Genomic DNA, 19,921 nt, shown 5'->3' on the forward strand with positions numbered 1-19,921 from the left:
GGAGAAGACATGACGCCCAAGTATCCCGCCCGCCATTCCCCCGTCGCCCGCTACCTGGAGCAGGCCATAGACCGCAGCGGGCTACCCCAGACCGAGATCGCCGAGGCCATGGGCTATGAAAGGCCGAACATCATTTCCATGTTCAAATCGGGGGCGACAAAAATCCCGATCGAAACCATCCCCAAGCTGGCTGAGGTGCTGGGTGTCTCCGAGCTGTACTTCATGAAGCTGGCGCTTGAGGAGTATCACCCGGAGATGTGGATGGTCATCGAGCGGACCTTCGGGAAGCTGGTATCAGAGAACGAGTACGAGATCGTGGATGCCATCCGAACCGCCAGCGCCGGCACTGATCCGGAACTCACCGAGGAGTTGGAGAAGGAGCTGTTCCGGCTGTTCGACATCAAAGTGGCCAGTTAGGAAAAGTCCGCCTCACCGGGAGGCGTCCTGGGAACCGAGGAGCCGGGCAGAACAAACGTCCGGCTCGACTTGGCTCCCCTGGGGCGCCCCCGGCTCACCTGATAGTCGATGCCTGCCTGCCGAAGGATCGACCTGACCTGGCTGGCATCCCACTTGCCTCCCCGGGCGGTGTCATATCCCCGCTTCGCGAGCCCCTCCGCGATCTTTGACAGCGGCATGGTGGTTCCGTGCTTTTCCTTCCAGGGCTCCAGAAGTTCATGCTGGATATAGGCAGCGACGCGGTTGGCTCTCCGCTGTCCCCTTGCCGTCTTCCGCTGGGCTGCCACCTGACGGGCCTTCCTGAGCCCCTCGGGATTCCCAACCTGCTTTCCTTCCTTGCGGCGGCGCCTGTGCGTCTTCTTGGCGGCGTTTGAGAGGTGTTTGCCCCGAACCGCTGCGGCGGCCGCCTTGGCATCAATAACTGCCGTCGCTATCGGCCCGCTGGTGGCTGAGATCAGCGGTACATTGGCTTCCTTCAGAAAACCACAGAGCTTCTCATTCCGGGTGATCCGGTCAAAATCCCATACGATGAGAGCAGCCCCATACTTCTGACATTCCCGGATAGCCTGAAACAGCTTCTTCCGTTCGTCCTCTTCCGGGTCTCTCGTCGCCGAACCAACCTCACTGAACCAACGGATAACCTGCTGACCATTGGCTTTGACATAAGCCTCTATGGCTTCTCTCTGCACTCGTTCGCCCAAGCCTCTCTCGTGCTGCTGCCTGCTGGAAACGCGGATATAGCCAATCAGATAGGGAGACTGAGGGTCGTTCATGAAATTAATATATTGGATTGTATGTAGCATTAGCAATAGATAATTCATATTAATTGATTTATTGGTATTAGTGATGAGGATTCAATCACTTAATAGGATTTTGACACGGTCAGCGGTCTACATGGGCGGGCCGAATTCATCTTGCCAATTTTTGCCAAGCCGCTAGATTTCCCTCCATGAGCACCATGAACATCTCCCTTCCCGAAAGCCTCAAGACCTTCGTGGACGAACAGGTCGATCAGCGCGGCTATGGGACCAGCAGCGAGTATGTCCGGGAGCTGATCCGCCGGGACCAGGACCGGGTGCGCCTGAGGGGCCTTCTGCTGGCCGGCGCTGCCTCCGCCTCGGCGGGAGAGGCCGACGGCGCCTACTTCGACGACCTGCGCCAGCGCGTCCGCAGGGCCAACCCGGCCGACGCGAAGCAGTGAGGGCCAGGCCGGTCATCCCGCGCGAGCAGGCCAACCGGGATGTCGAGGATGCGATCGCCTTCTACCTGGGTGAAGGTGCTGAGGCGGCGGCGCTCGACTTCATCGATGCCCTGGAGCAGGCATACGCCCATATCGGCCACCTGCCGGCTTCCGGCGCACCCCGCTATGCCCATGAGCTGAACCTGCCCGGCCTGCGCTGCTGGCCGCTGAGTCGCCATCCCTGGCTGGTTTTCTACATGGAGGGCGCAGACCACATCGATGTCTGGCGCGTCCTGCATGGTAAGCGGGATATTCCGGCGTGGATGATGGGGCCGGAGTTCGGGTGATAGCCAAGACGCTTTCTGCTGGCTGGCGTCACTCCTAGCTCCAGTTATCTGCCTGCATCCGCACATTCCCCCAAGCAGTGTTCTGTTTTTGTTTGATTCGAATATTCGACCTCCAGTATCATATGATTTTCCCGAGTCCCCACTGTATTCCCAATACGGAGTAAGTATTCGGCTAACCTCTACTGGATGTGGTGTAATGATGGCGGGAAATCGACTAGCCGTCTCTATTCTGGCACCCTTACTGCGAGCAACAGAAGAACCGTGCCCCGTTCTTTTGCTGGGTGCGGGAGCATCCTTTCGTTCAGGTGTGCCCACAGCTGCAGATGCGGTAAAGCAGATTGCCCGCCTCGTTTACTCGGAGCGGGAATTAGGTGGTTCGCGGCCGCCGGAGCGGGTAAAGCCGTCCGAATGGGAACCTTGGCTTCAAAATCAGCCATGGTTCATTCATGGGGCTGATAGGCTCGCTGAGAATTTTCCGCTCGCAGTCGAACACCTTCTTTATCCCGCTGATTTTCGGAAGCGCGTCATTCTGGAATTGATGCGCCCACGAAACGTTATTAGCGCCGGCTATGGCGTACTTTCAGATTTCGTCATGCGAGGATTGATTCGAACGATTCTCACCACAAATTTCGATCCTTGCCTTCCCGATGCACTGAGAGCACGGCAACCGCATATCCGGCATATTCACGAGGTCAATCGTACACCGACTGACTTTGATCAATTTAATGTATTTAACAAATGCCAAATCGTTTGGCTGCATGGCCGCGCAGAGCACTATTCCGACAAAAATGCAGCCGGAGAGATCGGTGCGCCTGATCCCGAATTGGTGTCATTACTTCGTCCGTTGCTCGACAGCTCACCTATCATTGTCATCGGCTATCGCGGTACCGAGCCTTCGATCATGGAGGGTATATTCGCACAGATCAAAGCTGGCCGACTTGATTTTCCACACGGAGTCTATTGGTGCATTCGGCGCGGAGAAACACCGCATCCGAACGTTGAAGCCTTGAGACGCCGCCTGGGCCAGAATTTCACCTTGCTAGAAATAGATGGGTTTGATGAGCTCCTGACCGATCTTTCACAAGAGCTTGTAGATTTTGATCGTTATCATGCGAGCAATATAAATCCGCCGTCGGTTCATCAGTTTCACGCGTTTGACGAACGTGTGTTGGACACGGCCTCCCTTGATGATCTTGACTTGGATTTGGCCCTGCCGGTATTGCGGCAGTATTGCGAGAAACTTAAGCGAGCGCCTGTTAGTCGAGACACCTTGTTGGCACTGATGAGGGAGCAGGGCCTTCTAGTTCAGAGCGATGGAAAGGACAAGGTGACAACTGGCGCTATTCTACTTTTTGGCAAGCGCCCTCAGGATTTCTTCCCTCATGCAGTCGTGGCGGTGACTGAGGCAGGAAAGAAGCGTGAGATATATGAAGGCAATCTAATCAGCCAACACAGACAGCTTCTGGAAAAGCTTGAAACACCTGAAGTCAATCCACTACTGAAAGTCAAGAAGCGCCGCCAACATGATGAGCAGCCTGCTTATCCGCCACGCGCACTTGTCGAGCTACTAGTCAATATGTTGGTCCACCGGGATTACGAGGCTCGAGAGCCGGCTTGCATAGACATTCAGCTAGGCTCTGAGATTGCATTTTTGAACCCGGGCTCGTTAACCAAGAAACTTGCCGGGCAATTTACCATCGAACGAGACGGGCGCATTGTCGTTTCAGAAAACGTTACAGATCAGCGTAATCCGTCACTTTGCGACATCTTCTTCGGGATAAGCGCGATGGAACGCGCCGGCACGGGCTTGATCGACGTTGGCCAACTCATGCAGGAGTGCGGAGGGCGGTGCGCGTTCTATAATTACGACGCAGATGCACGGTTTGAAGCAAAGATTGCTCCGCCTCAAGCATCGGCTGGCTCGCGCAGTATCGCCCGCTCGGAAGTGCCAACCGGCATGTACATCTTGAATGCCATACCCTTCTCCGTCATTCCCGACGCACTATCAATCATCCAGTTAAAGATGCACTGGCGTGAACGCCCTCGGGATTTCGACTTCTCTGAATGCGGAACATTCGTTGCTAGAGGTGACACGCTGTGGAGCTTCGCGCCCCTGCCTCTTCTAGCGGCACAACTTTCGCCAATAATTGATGTGGATGCCAGCGTCACCGTCGCACGCGAAGAAGTTGAGGCTTCTCCAGATGCAAAGCGCGTCTTGTCTTGGTTGCTGCGAAATCATTGGGAGCGCCATTTACTGAGCTTCAAGCAAGACGGCCTGATCCTGGAGAGGGGGCATAAGCATCGCGCTTACTTTGAAGGCCGGAATGGTGACGGACGAACTGTCGTCTGGAATGGTCAGCGAAAAGGCAATCGACGGGATGTCGTCAAGAGGCGTGGTGAAGGTGTTCGTACATGGTTTGAGAATGAGGGTATAAGCTACGAGATTGTTCAAATCGGTGGGCATTGGTGCGTTCGCATTAAGCCATTTTATATGTTCACTGGAAAGAACTCCCGCTCGCCATTACCGTCGTTCACGCGCGCTGCAAAAGCGACGAGTCGCATGAAATTTGACCGCAACAAGAATGTTGAAGGCGATTTAGCATTCTGGAGCAGCTTTTTAGGGCGCGGGAACGAAACAATAAACATAGGCCATCAGCATGTGGACGACCTTATCCTCGATTCGTCATTTCTAACCGTAGAAGTGCCAGAGATAGGACTTATCGATGATGGATCTGAAGATCAAAATCGAATGCCTGCCTGAGCCAAAGCTACTATTTGGCAGAGGCGAAACCGGCGTCGAGCCGCGCCGCATTATGGCAAAAGTGGGCGCCGCTGACGCTGTTACACCAAAGGAAATTCGTATCGCACTGGTTGGGCCTTCCGAAGAGGTGCAATTAGCCCGTGGTTGGTTGCCAAGACTCAATAGTTTGGCGATTGCGCGAGAGAGAAGCGCTCGGCGCTACCGCGATTGGCCCGGTGCTCCAAAGGCGCTAGGTGTGACGTTTGTGATCGAAGATCGTTTTGTACGCCCTTTAGATGACGAGAAATTCCGGCTGGCACTCAGCAAATCCTCCCCTTCGGAGAAATTTGATGAACTATTAGATTTATTCGACTCGAAAATTCAGGCCTTTTTCGGTGATGTCCGCCCTGATTGCATCATTGTCTGCCTTCCCGATGAGGCGGCAGACATGAGAATCAGCAACCCACGGCTTTCCACGGGGGAGCGGTTAGCTCTCGAGCGCTTGCAACGTGAAGAGGAAAACGACCAGCTTTCTTTATTCCAACCAACATCGGAGGAGCAAAAGGCAGCCGAAGACCTACGAACACAGGCTGAAGATCTGTTATTTCGCACCTTTTACCGGGCGCTGAAGGCTCGGATTATGACACACCAGAATCCAGTTCCGATTCAGGTTGTGCGACGAGATACCTTTGTTCGCCCCGACAATGAGGGACAGAGCTACGCGACCCGCGCATGGAATTTGGCCCTTTCCTTATACTATAAATCTGGTCACGAACCTTGGAGGCCGGCAAGCCTACCAAGTAACACCTGTTTCATCGGCATTTCCTTTCATCACCTTAAGAGACGCGAGGGTGAGGTCGTCTACGCCAGTGTGGCGCAAGCTTTCTCAAATGAGATAGAGCCATTTGCCCTTAAGGGCTCGACACTGCCTCACGATCAGCGAGGTGAAGACCGACAACCCTACCTCAAAGAAGCCCAAGCAGCCGAGCTGATGAAGGGGGTCCTTGACAAATACGAGTCTCTTGCGGGCATCTTGCCTTCTCGTGTTGTCGTTCACAAGACGAGCGGTTATGCCGCTGAGGAAGAAGCCGGATTCCGTCGCGCCGCCGAACAACGCGTTCCAGTTTGCGATCTCATCTGGTTGAGAAGTACCGCATTCGGGTTGATACGCAAAGGGACTCAGGAGCCATGGCGAGGGACGTTGTGTACAATTGGGGATGAATCGTACTTATTTACCAGCGGATATGTACCATGGTGGGATGAATATCCTGGCCCGCATATTCCGGCGCCGCTTCAGATTGGCTCCTGCGGCCCGACTAATATTCGAGAACGAGCACAGGAGATTTTAGCTCTGACCAAAATGAACTGGAATTCCAGTGAAGGTATAGGGCGTCATCCGATCACTATCTCGTTCGCACGCAAGGTCGGCATGCTAATGACTGAGCTATCCGATAATCAGACGCCTAACCCTTCATATCGATTTTATATGTAGCGCCTAAAAAACCGCTCCTATTTGCACCCGCATTTTCACGGAATATTGGCCAGTATCCGCCCCCCCTAGTCCTCTCCATTATCCATCTTCGAAGCACACACTTGCCACACCTATGCCACACGGGCGGTGCGGAAAGCCGCTCTCACCCCAGCGAGTACCACGCCCCCCGCGCCTTGCCGTGCCGGCGGATGCGCCCCTCCGCTGTGAGGTCGCGCAAACGGACCTTGAGCGTGTTGCGGTTGGCGCCGGTGATCTGCGCGATCTGCGCGATGGTGAGGCGGTGCTGGTCGCGCAGGGCTTTGAGTATCCTGAGCGACAGCTCGGGCAGATCGGCATCCCTGCCCTGCTGCTGCCGCTCGCGCTCCAGCCGCGCGGCGAGACCGTCCTTCTGCCGCTTGAGACACCGCAGGAAAAAGCCCAGCCAGGGCTCCCAGTCGGGCGTCTCGCCCTTCAGCGTCGTCTGGGTGCGCCGCAGGGCCTTGTAGTAGAGGTCCTTGTTCTCCTCGATCACACGCTCCAGCGAGGCGTATGGCACATAGGCATATCCGGCCCGCAGCAGCAGCAGCGAGGTGAGCACGCGCGACAGCCGTCCGTTGCCGTCCTGGAAGGGATGGATGGCCAGGAAGGCCACGATGAAGGTGGCGATGATGAGCAGCGGATGAAGGGCCTCTTCCTCCAGCGCCTTGCGCGTCCAGGCGACCAGCTCTTCCATCTCGCGCGGCGTGTCGAAGGGCGAAGCCGTCTCGAACACCACACCGATCTCGCGGCCCTCCTCATCGAAGGCCACGACATTGTTGGGCAGTGTCTTGTAGGTGCCGCGATGGCGCTCGTCCTTGTCGCTGTGCCGCAGCAGGGTCTGGTGCAGCTGCCGGATGTGGTTCTCGGTCAGGCGCAGATCGGCATAAGCCTCGAAGACGAGATCCATGGCCTCGGCATAGCCGGCGACCTCCTGCTCGTCGCGCGTCCGGAAGGAGTCCATCGTGAGCGCCCGCGAGAGCAGGTCTTCCACCTCGGCATCCGAGAGCCTGGCGCCTTCGATGCGCGTGGACGAGCCGACGCTCTCGATCGTCGCCACCTTGCGCAGGGCGTTGAGGCGGTCCGGCGAGAGCGTTTTGAGGGCCTCCCACCGCCCCTTGAACTCATCGATTTCGGCGATGAGCTTCACGAGGTCGGGGCCGAGGGTGATCCTGGGCTCCCTCATGTCTGGGGCATCCGCATATCCAATTTCATACCCGATTATACCCAATAATGCCCAATTTGCACCGGCCTTCTTTGGACGTCTTTTGGATATTTATGGATATGGAATTGGGTATCTGCCCAGGGCTATCCAGCCGCCGCAATTCGCAGGGATGCGGTCAGGCGGCCCGGGATACGCCTCTTGCCCCTGTCACGCCCGACTGCTACACATTGTGTAACAGTTACAGGCGGTTAGCCTGCTAACCCATTGATCCGTAAGGAGCCACGAAAAAGGGTTCGATTCCCCTCGGCTCCACCAATTTTCCACCTTGAAAAACAGTGACTTGCCCGTGAGGAATCTCGGGTCGAGTGCATCATGAAGGCTGCTTGCCACAACGTTGCCACAACAACGGGATGGCATGGCATCAATTCGCAAGCGTGGAACCGCGTGGGAGGTTCAGGTCCGTCGTCGCGGCCTGTCATCTGTCACCAAGAGCTTTCAATCTCGCAAGACAGCCGAGATATGGGCGCGGCAAATCGAGCAGGAGATCGAGCGCACCGGCGTGGTGGTGGATCGTGAACCACTACGTTCGACCGTGTTACGCGATCTTTGTGAACGATACGAACGGGAAGTGTCATCGAAGAAACGGGCCGGAGACCGAGATGTATACTTCTTTCGCAATATCGTTCGCAGCCCTTTAGGTCGCCTGACTCTCGACAACCTCAGACCAGAAAATGTGGCTGCCTATAGAGACCTGCGCTTGAAGGCTGTAGGTCCGGCCACGGTCTGCCGTGAGCTTGCTCTCCTGCGCCATGTCTTGGAGATCAGTCGCAAGGAATGGGGTTACCCGTTCACGAGCAACCCGGTCAAAGATATTCGCTTCCCTCGATTGCCGCCGCACCGCACTCGCCGCCCGACGAGTGAAGAACTCGGACGGATTCTGGATGTGGCCAAGACATACCCAAACCCGCTCGTTACACCCCTGATTGTTCTTGCACTGGAAACCGGCATGCGGCGTGGTGAACTGCTCGCCGCTCGATGGGATGGCCTGAGCACGCAGGACGCCACGCTCCACCTTCCGATAACGAAGAATGGCTTCCCCCGCCTCGTTCCTCTGTCACCCGTCGCACTTGCAACTATCTCGGCCCTACATCAATCCGATGATCGAATCCTGCCGATTTCGGACAATGCGGCACGCCTTGCGTGGGGGCGGATACTGAAACGAGCCGGCGTGAAAGACCTTCATTTTCATGATCTGCGACATGAAGCTATCAGCCGCTTTTTCGAACTAGGACTTTCAATCACAGAAGTCGCGACAATCAGTGGTCATCGCGACTTCAGAATGCTTTTCCGGTACACCCATCCCCGAGCGTCAGAAATCGCCCGGAAACTCGCCGCGAGACCGCATTGAGATGTCGACCTGCAATGAGGCGAGCAGTTAGCGAGGCCCCTTCGGACCCTTTGGCAGCGCCTTTAGGGGCTTTTCCTTGACCTGTGGTTGGGCGAGCAGATCGCGGACATGGCCACCAAGGGCCTGTGCGAGACGGTCCATAGTATCCAGCGTCGGGTTAACTTCACCTTTTTCGAGCCGCCAGACGTAGCTTCGCGCGATCCCGGCGTCCTCGGCCAAATCCTCTTGCGACACCCGTTTTAGAAGCCTCATCCGCTTGAGGTTATGGGCAACCAGTTTCTGCGCATCCATTCGCGGACGGCATCATCTTGGCAACTCCAATACCACTTACTATAATACGGGGTATTATACTGGGGGAACTAATGGACTCCGACCGGCAACCAGACGGACCAGCCAACACCGCAACCACCCCGTCCTCGCCCTTATTGTCGGGTAGCCTCATCGGGAATCTGTTTCGACTGGCATTCGTCGCCTTCGCCACGGTAATGGCCGGGTACTGGCTTCTGAAGCCTTATGTGAATTTTGATGCGTGGTTCGAAGCGGCATATGTCAAGGACTGCAAAGCCTTGGTGTCTCAATCGGACGGTGTCCGGAATTTCCGCGTCGAATTCCAGAAGATCGAAGCTGGTGAGACCTACAAGGTAGGCGATCCCGCTCGCACCACCGGTTATTACACCGCCTTACGAATGATTTATGGCCAAGGACGAGAAGTCGTTCACTGCCACGCGGACATTGGCAAGCATTTCACCAAAGCCGAAATCACACTTCCGGGGATTGGCTGTATTCGCCATTTCCCATCTGGCCAACGCGAAATTCGCCCGGCCTGCTGACTGGAACAAGGTGGAGAGAATGATGCGCACCTGTATTCCTGCTGTCCTGCTGATGTTGGTTGCAGTATTTGCAGCACAAGAAGCCCGTGCAGATGAGACTACGGAACTGAATCGCGTCTGGGCCAACACCTTGGTGGTGATCCCGCAAGAGCCAGATGTGTATTTCTATCGTGCTGAACGAAACCTCGATCTCGCAATTGAGAAGCTGGCGCCGGGCAAGAAGTATCCGGCCGTGGTATTCCTGCACGGTTGCTCCGGCTTATCCCTAGGCTCAACGCAAGTCACGCGCATGGTCCATGACATGGCTGCAGCCGGATTCGTGGTGTTTGCCCCGAACTCGCTGGATCGCCCCCATCCGCCTTACTGCGATCCCAAGACCCTGAAGTCTTACATCGACTTCAACAAGGTGGGGCTCCGAATCGCCGAGGCAAAAATGGTGCGCCAGCGCATTGCTGAGTTCGGCTGGATCGACACCCAGAGCATATTTCTGGCTGGCCACAGTATGGGCGGAATGACCACCCACAACTACACGGCTGCCGATCACTTCCGGGGGTATGTCGTGCTTGGCTACCATTGCGGACCACATACGGACCGCCGACTGGAAGGCATCAAGACACCTGCCGGTCGCCCCATCCTGTCAGTGCTGGGAGACGCAGACGAGTGGTTCGCAGGCGGTCCAAATCGTGCCGTCAATTGCGGTCAATACATGCGCGCCCATCCCGCCGGGAAGTCGGTCGTCCTGAAGGGAGCGCCACACGACATCTCGGCGCATCCAGATGGGATGAAGCTGGTGGTCGAATTCCTGCGGTCGAACTCCGTTACTTCTCATCAATGATGGGGCAAGGCGATGCAGTCACTTCAACGCTCCCTCGCTACGGCCTGCCTTCTCGTCGGGCTGATACTTCCTATTGCCGCCCATGCCGATGGGGTTGAGGAACTCCGCGATCCGCAGAACCGTCTGCTCGGAAAGATCATAAACAGACATGATGGCCTCAAAGAGGCCCGCTCGACATCGAACCAGCTTCTGGGGCGATACGACCCGGATTCAAACGAGACCCGCTCGGCCAACAACACACTGTTCGGGCGCGGCAACCAGCTTGCGGTGTTGATTTACAGTTCGAGCCGAACCGCCCAGCAGGCGGAGCCGCAGCGCCCCCCAATGACGGCTTCGGTCCAGCCGTCACAGGATCGACCCCGCCAGACGCTCGATGGTAACCGTGGCGTTGTTCTCCCCGAGGTTGCCGCTCGTTGGGCCAGAACGACATCGGCTGCGACTGCCGAGGATCGGCAGCTTGCCAAGGACGCCTTTCAGCGGGCCGGTGAGGCTCTGGGCCGGGAGCAGTTTTGGCAGAACCCAAGCAGTGGAAATTCAGGCTCGATCCTCTTGCATGCCGATCAAAAGGCCAAGGATACATTTTACCACGGCAAGCTGGTGCCGTGTTACTTCGGCCGCATGACTCTACATGCGGGTGGAGAGACCGATGTGCAGCGGCAATTGGTCTGCAAGATGCCGCACAATCAATACTGGACGACCGTGCAGGTCGAGACCGATTAGAAAACTGGAAAGCCAAATTTCATCCGCTTTTCCTCTGGGAAACACGAAAGAAATTTTAATTTCAGGGTATCCGCTCTGGGTTCGGTCAAAGAAATTTGAGCATGTCTACCGAATGGCGGACGCCACGACGGCCCCTGAGCGAAGAGTCAGAGTGACGCATCGTTCCATATCGCCCGGAGTCCCATATAAGGTTTGACGGGGTACCATGTGGGAAGGTTTGTCGGCGCTGACGATTGCGTGAAACCTGCCACCCCTCTGGCAAATCTGCTAATCCGCACTATGCTGATAGGCGCATGACCCGGTTTGCTCGCATCCTGTCCCTCCTAGCCGTTCTGGCACTCGGCCTGTCGCCGTTTGCGCCGGCCGAGGCCCAATGCGCCGATCAGAATCAGGAAGCCATGGCGGCAATGCCCGACATGCCCTGCTGTCCCGACGAGGCACCGGCCACGCCGATGACCTGCAAGATCGGCTGCGTCCAGCTACCCGCTCTCGCCGCCATGGCGGTCTCGGAGCCTGCCTCACTCACGCCGACCTTTATAGTTGCCGTTACGGTCGAGCCGCTGGACCAGTTCATCCTTCCCGATCCCAAACCTCCCCGCCTGAGCTTCCGCATCTGACGATCTGCCCGGTTCGCCGGGTCTCTTCTCGTCCATGACGGAGCAAAATCATGTTTGCCGCTCTTTTGCGGTGCGCGTCCCTATGGGCCGCATCGCTGCTGGCCGTATGGGCATGGGATGCCCCGGCCCAGCTTTATGCCGCCCAGCCCGCCTATGGTGCCGATCTCAGCGCCATGATCGCCCATGTCCGTGTGCAACATCCCGATGTCGCCACAGCCGCGCTCGAAACCGACATGGCGGCAGCCCGCGCTTCGGCTGCCGATAGCCTGCCCGACCCCAACTTCATTACCGAGTTCAATAACAACACATGGCGTGGCTCGGCATGGTCGGATCAGAGCAGTAACCGCAAATACATGGTCGAGCAGACCTTCCCGCTTGGCGGCAAACGCGAGCTTCGCCGGAGCGTCGCCACGGCCGACCGTGACGAAGCCGACAGCCGTCGTCGGTCGATTGCGGAAGACCTCGTGCTCCGGGTCAAAACGGTGCAGGCGCAACGCTATGCTACTATCTCCAGCCTGCGGCTGCTGCACGACCAGCATGCCCTGCTGTCGCGGGTGATCGATGCCGCCGACCGCGCCTATGCGCAGGGCCGGACAGGACAAGACGCATCGCTGATGGCCCGGTTGAACCTGAGCCGCCATGAGGTCGAGATCGTGCGGCTGGAGGGCGAGCAACGCCGGCTGGATGCTCGTCTGGCCGGACTGCTGGGGCAGAGCACTGTCGTTGAATTGGCCCCACCGCTGGCCTTCGCGCCGATCCCACCGCTGGACGGCCTTAATGCCGATAGCCTGCTGGTGTTGGCGCGTGAACGCAGCCCCGATCTGGCGCAGCAGGAGACCCGCATCGCGCGTGGTGAGCAGCAGCGCAAGCTGGCCGATTCCGAGTGGATTCCTGATGTCAGTCTCGGTGCCCGCATCGTCGAAGAGAGCTTTCAGGCCCGCGCTTATGAGGGCGTGGTGTCATTCAACATTCCCCTGCGCTGGGGCCTGCGCGACGCCAAACGATCCGAGGCCGTTTCCGAGACTTCGGCAGCGCGGATGAAGCGCAGCAGCATCGAACTGGACCTGATCGCGCGGCTGCGAGAGTCATTGGCTGCCCTGACGGCTCAGCGCCGCATCGAGGCTTTGCTGAGCAGCCAAGCCTTGCCACAGGCCAGAGCGACGACCGATGCCGCCATGCGCGGTCTGGAACAGGGCTCCGGTCAGATCACCGATGTGCTACTGGCACAAAGCCGTCTGCGCGAGATCGAGATGGAGCGCGTGAAGGTGCAAGCCGAGCAGCGCATGACGCTGGCCGAGATCGAACGCGCCGTCGGAGGCGAGCTATGAAGCAATCCTATATCCTTATGGCCTGCGCGGTCGCGGTGGCCGGTGCCGCGGCAGGCGGATACTGGTTCGGTACGCAGCGGCCCAAGCAGATGACGCCCGCCACAACCGTCATGGCCGATGCGGGTCAGCCTGCCGCTCCAGCGCAGGGCAGCGACCGAAAACTGCTCTATTACCGCAACCCCATGGGTCTGCCGGATGTCTCGCCGACGCCGAAGAAGGACTGGATGGGGATGGATTACATCCCGGTCTACGAGGGCGAGGAACAGGATACCGGCGAAGGCATCAAGATCAGCCTCGACAAAGTGCAGAAACTCGGTGTCCGCACCGAGCCAGCCGCGCGCCGCAACCTGATGCGCCCGGTGCGGGCCACCGGGACCATGCAGTTCGACGAACGCCGTCAGGTCGATGTCACCGTCAAATACGAAGGCTGGATCGAGAAGCTGCTGGTCAATGCGACCGGGGAGCCGGTGAAGGCCGGCCAGACTCTGATGCTGATCTACAGCCCGGCGCTGGTGCAGGCACAGGAGGAATATCTGGTCGCCAAGCGACTGCGTGACGAGGGCACGGCCGATGCTGATCGGCTGATGGCCGGGGCCATGGCACGCATGCGCAACTTCGATGTCCCAAAAACGGTGCTGGACCGGCTGGCCCGCGACGGAACCGTCAGTCGGCAGATCGCGCTGGCATCCCCCATACAGGGCGTGGTGGCCGAGAAGAATGCCGTGGAGGGCATGCGGCTGATGCCGGGGGAAAGATTGTACCGCCTGATCGACGACCGGCAGGTCTGGTTGCTGGCTGATGTGTTCGAGCAGGATTTGGGCCTGCTCAAGCCCGGCATCGAAGTCGGCTTCACCGTCAACGCCTATCCAGATCGCCGTTATACCGGTCGGATTGCCTATATCTACCCGACACTCAACCGCGAGACGCGGACAGCGCGGGTGCGGATTGAAGTGCCCAACGCGGACGGCGCACTGAAGGCAGATATGTATGCGACCGTCGACCTGCAGACCGCCGCTGCGATGCAGACCGTCGCGGTGCCGGAAAGCGCGGTTCTGGATACCGGCACCAAGCAGGTGGTGCTGGTCGATATGGGACAAGGCCGTTTCGAGCCCCGCATCGTCAAGCTTGGGGCGCGTGGCGATGGCTATGCCGCCGTGCTGGACGGCATCTTCGAAGACGAGCCCGTCGTAGTCAGTGCCAACTTCCTGATTGACGCGGAATCCAACCTGAAAGCCGCGCTGAGTGCCTTCACTGCCGATCAGGGAGCGCCGAAATGATCGCCGCCCTGATCCGCTGGTCGACCCGCAACGTCTTCCTCGTCCTGTTCGCCACAGGCTTCATTGCCGCTGGTGGGCTAGTTGCCGTCAGTCAGGTGCCGCTCGATGCGATTCCCGATCTCTCGGATACGCAGGTCATCGTCTACACAGAATATTCCGGCCAAGCGCCGCAGGTGGTGGAAGACCAGATCACCTATCCGCTGACCTCGGCGATGCTGAACGTGCCGCGCTCCAAGGTTGTGCGAGGATTCTCATACTTCGGCGTGTCCTTCGTCTATGTAATCTTCGAAGAAGGCACCGATCTCTACTGGGCCCGCAGCCGTGTACTGGAATATCTGAACTTCGCTTCTCGCCGCCTGCCGGCCGGCGTGACACCGTCGCTAGGGCCAGACGCCACCGGGGTCGGCTGGGTCTACCAGTATGCCGTGGTGGGCGCGCAACGCACGCTCGCCGAGCTGCGCAGCCTGCAGGACTGGACCATCCGATACCAGCTTGCCAAGACCGGTGGCGTGGCCGAGATCGCCTCGGCAGGCGGCTTCGTGAAGCAGTATCAGGTCGTCGTCGACCCCCGGAAACTGCAAGCCTATGGCATCCCGCTTGGCCGCGTTGCCGAGGCGATCCGCCAGAGCAACCGCGATGTCGGCGGCCGGGTGATCGAACTGGCCGAGGCCGAGTTCATGGTGCGCGGCCGGGGGTACCTGCGCGGTCCCGCCGATCTGGCCGAGATCGTGCTGAAGTCCAGCGGCGGCACGCCGGTCCGTCTCGCCGACGTCGCCCGTATCGACATCGGGCCCGACGAGCGGCGCGGCATCACCGAACTGAACGGCGAGGGCGAAGTCGTCAGCGGCACGGTAGTGCAGCGGTTCGGCGAGAATGCCCTGTCGGTGATCGCCGACGCCAAGGCACGATTGGCCGACCTGAAAGCCAGCCTGCCCAGCGGTGTGGAAATCGTGCCGGTCTACGACCGCTCCGACCTGATCCTACGCGCCATCGACACACTGAAACGAGCATTGGCCGAGGAATCGCTGGTCGTGGCACTGGTCTGCTTCGCCTTCCTGCTGCATGTGCGGTCCGCCTTGGTGGCCATCATCATGCTGCCGGTCGGTATCCTGATCGCCTTCATCCTGATGCGATGGCTCGGCATCTCGTCCAACATCATGAGCTTGGGCGGCATCGCCATCGCCATCGGAGCCATGGTGGATGCGGCCATCGTGATGATCGAGAATGCCCATAAGCGGCTGGAGCGGGCCGGGCCGGAGGCCGACCGGGTCAAGGTATTGACCGAAGCGGCCGTCGAGGTCGGGCCGTCGCTGTTCTTCAGCCTGCTCATCATCACCGTGTCCTTCCTGCCGATCTTCGCCTTGGAGGCGCAGGAAGGAAAACTGTTCAGGCCGCTGGCCTATACCAAGACCTTCGCCATGGCGGCGGCGGCGCTGCTGTCGGTGACACTGGTGCCCGCGTTGATGGTGCTGCTGATCCGGGGCCGCATTGTGCCGGAGCGGAAGAACCCGCTGAACCGCCTACTGATCGCGCTCTACCGTCCGGTGATCTCTGTGGTTTTACGCGCGAGACTTCTGACCATCGCCGTGGCGCTGGTGGTACTGGGTCTGAGCTGGATACCCCTGCAGCGGATCGGTACCGAATTCATGCCGAACCTGAACGAGGGCACCATCCAGTTCATGCCGACCACCCTGCCGGGTCTCTCCATCACCAAGGCTGCCGAACTGGTGCAGGTTCAGAACAAGATCATCAAGACCTTCCCCGAAGTCGCCAGCGTGTTCGGCAAGGCGGGCCGCGTCAATTCCGCCACCGACCCGGCCCCGACCGAGATGTTCGAGACGGTGATCAACCTGAAACCGCAGGCTGAGTGGCGCTCGGGCATGACCGTGGATGGACTGATTCAGGAAATGGACAAGGCGTTGCAGATGCCCGGCGTCAGCAACGCGTGGACCATGCCGATCAAGATGCGCATCGACATGCTCTCCACCGGCATCCGCACCAATCTTGGCCTGAAAATCTTCGGCAGCGATCTGGAGACGATGGACGGGATCGCCAAGAAGATCGAGACGGTCCTGCGCACCGTGCCGGGCACATCCAGCGCCTTTGCCGAGCGGGTGATCGGCGGCTATTACTTGACGGTCGAACCGGACCGGCCCGCACTGGCCCGTTACGGCACCACGATTGGCGAGTTTCAGGACGTGATCGCCATGGCGCTGGGCGGCGAGACGGTGACGACTACGGTCGAGGGCCGCGAACGCTACAGCGTCAACCTGCGCTACCCGCGCAGCCTTCGCAGCGATCCGCAGTCAATTTCCTCTCAGGTTCTGGTACCGACCGCCAATGGCGGCATGGTGCCGCTTGGGCAGGTAGCCTCGATCAAGCTCAGCCAAGGTCCAGTCAGCATCCGTACCGAGAATGCCCAGTTGGCCGTCTACGTCTTCATCGACATGCAGGGCCGCGACATCGGCGGTTATGTGGCCGATGCCCAGAAGGCTCTGGCCGAGCAGGTGCAGATGCCGAAGGGCACGTCCGTGGTCTGGAGCGGGCAGTTCGAGTATCTGGAACGCGCCAAGGCCCGACTCGGCATCGTGGTGCCGATCACCTTGGCGGTGATTTTGCTGCTACTTTACCTGAACTTCCGCCGCCTGACCGAGAGCCTGATCGTCATGCTGTCGCTGCCCTTCGCCCTTACTGGCGGGTTATGGCTGATGGACTATCTGGGCTTCAATTTCAGCGTGGCTGTGGCAGTGGGCTTCATCGCGCTGGCGGGCGTCGCGGCCGAGACGGGTGTGATCATGCTGATCTATCTCGACCATGCCCTGAAGGAGCGCCGCGAACAGGCGGTTGCCGAGGGTCGCGCCTTCACCCGCGCCGACCTCAATGCCGCGATCATGGACGGTGCGGTGGATCGCGTCCGCCCGAAGGCGATGACGGTGCTGACCATCATGGCCGGGCTGCTGCCGATCCTGTGGATCGAGGGCACCGGCTCCGAGGTCATGCAGCGGATCGCCGTGCCAATGATCGGCGGCATGGTGTCATCCACCCTGCTGACCCTGATCGTGATCCCGGCCATCTACGCGCTGGTGAAGGGCCACAGACTCACATGATCGTCGCTGGACCATGCCACACGGCAAGTCCGTACAGCTTCAACATCACAAGGATTAGACCCATGATGAAGCCCCTGATGATCGCTGCCCTGCTTGCCAGCGGCCTAACTGTTTCGACGGGCGCGGCTTTTGCCCAGATGAGTAATATAAACCAGACGGCCCCGACCGGCCGGGCCGAAGGCGAAGTCCGCAAGATCGACAAGGCGGCAGGCGAGATCACCCTCAAGCACGGTCCGATCAAGGATATGGGCATGTCTGGCATGACCATGGCCTTCCCGGTGGCCGATCCTACCCTGCTGGACAAGGTCAAGGTCGGCGACAAAGTCAGCTTCACCGTCGCCATGAAGAACAGCCAGATGGTCGTGCAGTCGGTCGAACCGAGAAAGTAGCCAGATGGAGTCGTCAAAAACCCTCAGATGTCACCTATAGGGTAGGAGCCACATCTGACGGAACCCCATGACGACCGTTCAAGCCCCCCACCCCGCCCGAAAGGGGCGGGACAAAAACCCCTCCCGCAAGCCCCAGCCGAAACCCGCGATAATGGCGGGTCGAATCACTCCGGTTCGGGCCGGGTCAAAACCACCCGTTAATGTCCCGTCCGGCAAACGGGTCGCCCTGTACTGCCGGGTCTCGACCGCCGATGGCCGCCAGACGGTCGCCAACCAGATCGCCGACCTGACCACCGTGGCCGACCGGCTGGGCTGGCAGATGACCGAGGTCATCACGGACGAGGCCAGTGGCACCAAGGGTCGGGAGAAGCGGCCGGGCTACGACCGCCTTCTGACCGCCATCACGCGGCGCGAGATCGACATGGTAGCCGTCTGGAGCGTCGACCGGCTCGCCCGGTCCCTCTCTGAACTGGTCGGATTCCTCGCCGAGGTCCAGAATCGAGGTATTGACCTTTACCTACACCGGCAAGCTGTCGACACATCGACACCGGCGGGCCGCGCCCTGTTTCACATGCTGGGCGTCTTTGCCGAGTTCGAGCGGGCCTTGATCATCGACCGGGTCCGGGCCGGGCTTCAGCGGGCGAAGTCCGAAGGCAAACGGCTCGGACGCCCAGCAATCTCCGATGCGATTCGCTTGCGCGTGGAGCAAGAGCTACACCGCAGAACTCCGGTCCGATCTATTGCTCGGAAATTTCGCATCGCACCCGTGAGTGTACGCCGTATACGAGCCGAATTAAGCGGCTAAAACCTTCACTCCGGCCTTGCGGTTCCGGCTTCTCATCCCGAGAATTGTGTTTAAGCGATTCGAGGACTCACAGCATGAACAGGCAAAAAGACTTGTTCATCGTGGATATGACCACGGTGACAAAAGGTGGTAGCGAGAAGCCGATCCGAAGAATCGTTGAAAGCGCGCTCGATTTTCTTGATCGTGCGGCGAAGGAAATCAAAACTCATCCAAAGTACTCGATTATAAATTTCGCTACCGCAATCGAGTTGATGTTCAAGGCGCGGTTAATGAAGGAACATTGGACACTCGTAGTCGAGCATCCTTCCAAGGCAATTCAGAAAGATTTCTACGAAGGTAAATCAAGAACAATCAGTACTGACGAGGCGATTCTTCGTCTCCGAAATGTCTGCGGGGAAAATGTCCCAGACGATGCCAAGCTGATCTTCAAAGCAATTTCGGAAAACCGAAATCGTGTAATCCATTTCTTCCACGAAGCGGTAACAAAGAGAGCAAAACCCTCACAGATAGAAGCCGTTATTAAAGAGCAATGCTTGGGATGGTACCATCTTGAACGCTTGCTGCGCAGTTGGGGGAAACCGTTCTCGAAGTATGACGCCGAGATCACCGCAATTGACAAGCTGATGCGTCAGAACTGGCAATATCTGAAAGCAATCTACGATACTGAACTTCCTAAAATTATTGAAGATCAGAAAAAAGGAATCGTGTTCGCCGATTGCGGCGGCTGTCAATTCAAAGCGTCCGAAGTGAGTAACCTAACCGACATGATTCTCGACCACAAATGCCGGGTGTGCGGCTTGGGCCAGAGGTATCTGGAGTTCAAGTGCCCAGAAGATGACTGCGGCGGCACGATCAGGATGGAAGCTGATCATGGCACAAAGGGTGTGTGCGAGAAGTGTGATCACGAACTCGATCAAGGTGAAATCGGCGAAGCACTTGACACCGAAATGGTCGATCACGGGATGATGCCGGACGCGAAGAACTGCGCCTTCTGCATGGGGTATCACTCAGTCGTGCAGCATCATGACTACTTCGTTTGCACTGAATGCTTAAGTGTCGAGAGCGACATATCATTATGCGACTGGTGCAACGAATACCAAATAGGCGGCGGTGACCTAGAACACAGTCACTATACCGGTTGCGAATTCTGCGATGGCAAAGCGGGATGGGACAAAGACTGAATAGTGCGCTCCAGTCTAGAACTAGCTTC

General features: G+C 58.5%; 19 protein-coding genes. 16 read left to right on the forward strand and 3 right to left on the reverse strand.

Going from position 1 to position 19,921, the window contains the following annotated elements; all coding sequences use genetic code 11:
- The first annotated feature begins 9 nt into the window (after positions 1 to 9).
- Entirely contained in the window at positions 10 to 417 is a 408-nt protein-coding gene (locus Q1J79_RS01655; protein WP_300295608.1) for a helix-turn-helix transcriptional regulator, read from the forward strand.
- On the opposite strand, the gene Q1J79_RS01660 is transcribed toward Q1J79_RS01655, so the two are convergent.
- Positions 414 to 1,229: a recombinase family protein gene (locus tag Q1J79_RS01660; RefSeq protein WP_300295610.1), complete on the reverse strand. Its 816-nt coding sequence runs from the start codon at positions 1,227 to 1,229 to the stop codon at positions 414 to 416. The genes Q1J79_RS01655 and Q1J79_RS01660 overlap by 4 nt on opposite strands.
- 176 nt (positions 1,230 to 1,405) lie before the next feature.
- Here Q1J79_RS01660 and Q1J79_RS01665 point away from each other — a divergent pair, with 176 nt between their 5' ends.
- The 4 genes from Q1J79_RS01665 (at position 1,406) to Q1J79_RS01680 (ending at position 6,215) form a co-directional block, all read left to right on the forward strand.
- Positions 1,406 to 1,657, forward strand: a complete 252-nt coding sequence (locus Q1J79_RS01665; protein ID WP_300295612.1) for a type II toxin-antitoxin system ParD family antitoxin — start codon at positions 1,406 to 1,408, stop codon at positions 1,655 to 1,657.
- Positions 1,654 to 1,983, forward strand: a complete 330-nt coding sequence (locus Q1J79_RS01670) for a type II toxin-antitoxin system RelE/ParE family toxin (RefSeq protein ID WP_300295614.1) — start codon at positions 1,654 to 1,656, stop codon at positions 1,981 to 1,983. The genes Q1J79_RS01665 and Q1J79_RS01670 overlap by 4 nt, the downstream gene beginning before the upstream one ends.
- Positions 1,984 to 2,179: 196 nt before the next feature.
- The gene (locus Q1J79_RS01675) at positions 2,180 to 4,744 is read left to right on the forward strand and encodes an SIR2 family protein (RefSeq protein ID WP_300295616.1); all 2,565 of its coding nucleotides are present in this window, start codon (positions 2,180 to 2,182) and stop codon (positions 4,742 to 4,744) included.
- Positions 4,707 to 6,215 (forward strand): hypothetical protein, encoded by a 1,509-nt coding sequence (locus Q1J79_RS01680; protein WP_300295617.1) that lies wholly within the window; start codon positions 4,707 to 4,709, stop codon positions 6,213 to 6,215. Before Q1J79_RS01675 ends, Q1J79_RS01680 begins: the two co-directional genes overlap by 38 nt.
- Positions 6,216 to 6,357: 142 nt before the next feature.
- Here Q1J79_RS01680 and Q1J79_RS01685 read toward each other — a convergent pair whose 3' ends face one another.
- Positions 6,358 to 7,416 carry a DUF977 family protein gene (locus tag Q1J79_RS01685; protein ID WP_300295619.1) on the reverse strand — a complete coding sequence of 353 codons (1,059 nt, stop codon included), beginning with the start codon at positions 7,414 to 7,416 and terminating at the stop codon, positions 6,358 to 6,360.
- 394 nt (positions 7,417 to 7,810) lie between these two features.
- Between Q1J79_RS01685 and Q1J79_RS01690 the strand changes: the two genes are divergently transcribed.
- A complete protein-coding gene (locus Q1J79_RS01690; RefSeq protein WP_300295620.1) occupies positions 7,811 to 8,803 on the forward strand; it encodes a tyrosine-type recombinase/integrase in 993 nt (330 codons plus the stop codon).
- Between the two features lie 27 nt (positions 8,804 to 8,830).
- Here Q1J79_RS01690 and Q1J79_RS01695 read toward each other — a convergent pair whose 3' ends face one another.
- Positions 8,831 to 9,094 carry a helix-turn-helix transcriptional regulator gene (locus tag Q1J79_RS01695; RefSeq protein ID WP_300295622.1) on the reverse strand — a complete coding sequence of 88 codons (264 nt, stop codon included), beginning with the start codon at positions 9,092 to 9,094 and terminating at the stop codon, positions 8,831 to 8,833.
- A gap of 71 nt (positions 9,095 to 9,165) precedes the next feature.
- Here Q1J79_RS01695 and Q1J79_RS01700 point away from each other — a divergent pair, with 71 nt between their 5' ends.
- From Q1J79_RS01700 to Q1J79_RS01745, 10 genes are all read left to right on the forward strand, one after another.
- Complete coding sequence (locus tag Q1J79_RS01700; RefSeq protein ID WP_300295624.1) at positions 9,166 to 9,633, forward strand: hypothetical protein; 468 nt, start codon at positions 9,166 to 9,168, stop codon at positions 9,631 to 9,633.
- 52 nt (positions 9,634 to 9,685) lie between these two features.
- Positions 9,686 to 10,468: a dienelactone hydrolase family protein gene (locus tag Q1J79_RS01705; protein WP_300295668.1), complete on the forward strand. Its 783-nt coding sequence runs from the start codon at positions 9,686 to 9,688 to the stop codon at positions 10,466 to 10,468.
- Between the two features lie 12 nt (positions 10,469 to 10,480).
- Positions 10,481 to 11,188, forward strand: coding sequence for a hypothetical protein (locus Q1J79_RS01710; RefSeq protein WP_300295626.1), 708 nt, complete (start codon positions 10,481 to 10,483; stop codon positions 11,186 to 11,188).
- Between the two features lie 293 nt (positions 11,189 to 11,481).
- Positions 11,482 to 11,805 (forward strand): hypothetical protein, encoded by a 324-nt coding sequence (locus tag Q1J79_RS01715; RefSeq protein ID WP_300295628.1) that lies wholly within the window; start codon positions 11,482 to 11,484, stop codon positions 11,803 to 11,805.
- A 50-nt stretch (positions 11,806 to 11,855) separates the two neighbouring features.
- Complete coding sequence (locus Q1J79_RS01720) at positions 11,856 to 13,133, forward strand: TolC family protein (RefSeq protein WP_300295630.1); 1,278 nt, start codon at positions 11,856 to 11,858, stop codon at positions 13,131 to 13,133.
- Positions 13,130 to 14,410, forward strand: coding sequence for an efflux RND transporter periplasmic adaptor subunit (locus tag Q1J79_RS01725; protein WP_300295632.1), 1,281 nt, complete (start codon positions 13,130 to 13,132; stop codon positions 14,408 to 14,410). Before Q1J79_RS01720 ends, Q1J79_RS01725 begins: the two co-directional genes overlap by 4 nt.
- Positions 14,407 to 17,517 (forward strand): CusA/CzcA family heavy metal efflux RND transporter, encoded by a 3,111-nt coding sequence (locus Q1J79_RS01730; RefSeq protein ID WP_300295634.1) that lies wholly within the window; start codon positions 14,407 to 14,409, stop codon positions 17,515 to 17,517. Before Q1J79_RS01725 ends, Q1J79_RS01730 begins: the two co-directional genes overlap by 4 nt.
- Before the next feature lie 62 nt (positions 17,518 to 17,579).
- Positions 17,580 to 17,906 (forward strand): copper-binding protein, encoded by a 327-nt coding sequence (locus Q1J79_RS01735; RefSeq protein WP_300295636.1) that lies wholly within the window; start codon positions 17,580 to 17,582, stop codon positions 17,904 to 17,906.
- Positions 17,907 to 17,973: 67 nt separating this feature from the next.
- Positions 17,974 to 18,711, forward strand: a complete 738-nt coding sequence (locus Q1J79_RS01740) for a recombinase family protein (RefSeq protein WP_300295638.1) — start codon at positions 17,974 to 17,976, stop codon at positions 18,709 to 18,711.
- A 74-nt stretch (positions 18,712 to 18,785) separates the two neighbouring features.
- Entirely contained in the window at positions 18,786 to 19,892 is a 1,107-nt protein-coding gene (locus Q1J79_RS01745; protein WP_300295640.1) for a hypothetical protein, read from the forward strand.
- Positions 19,893 to 19,921: the final 29 nt, after the last annotated feature.

The organism is Ferrovibrio sp. (assembly GCF_029255545.1).
Taxonomy (GTDB): domain Bacteria; phylum Pseudomonadota; class Alphaproteobacteria; order Ferrovibrionales; family Ferrovibrionaceae; genus Ferrovibrio.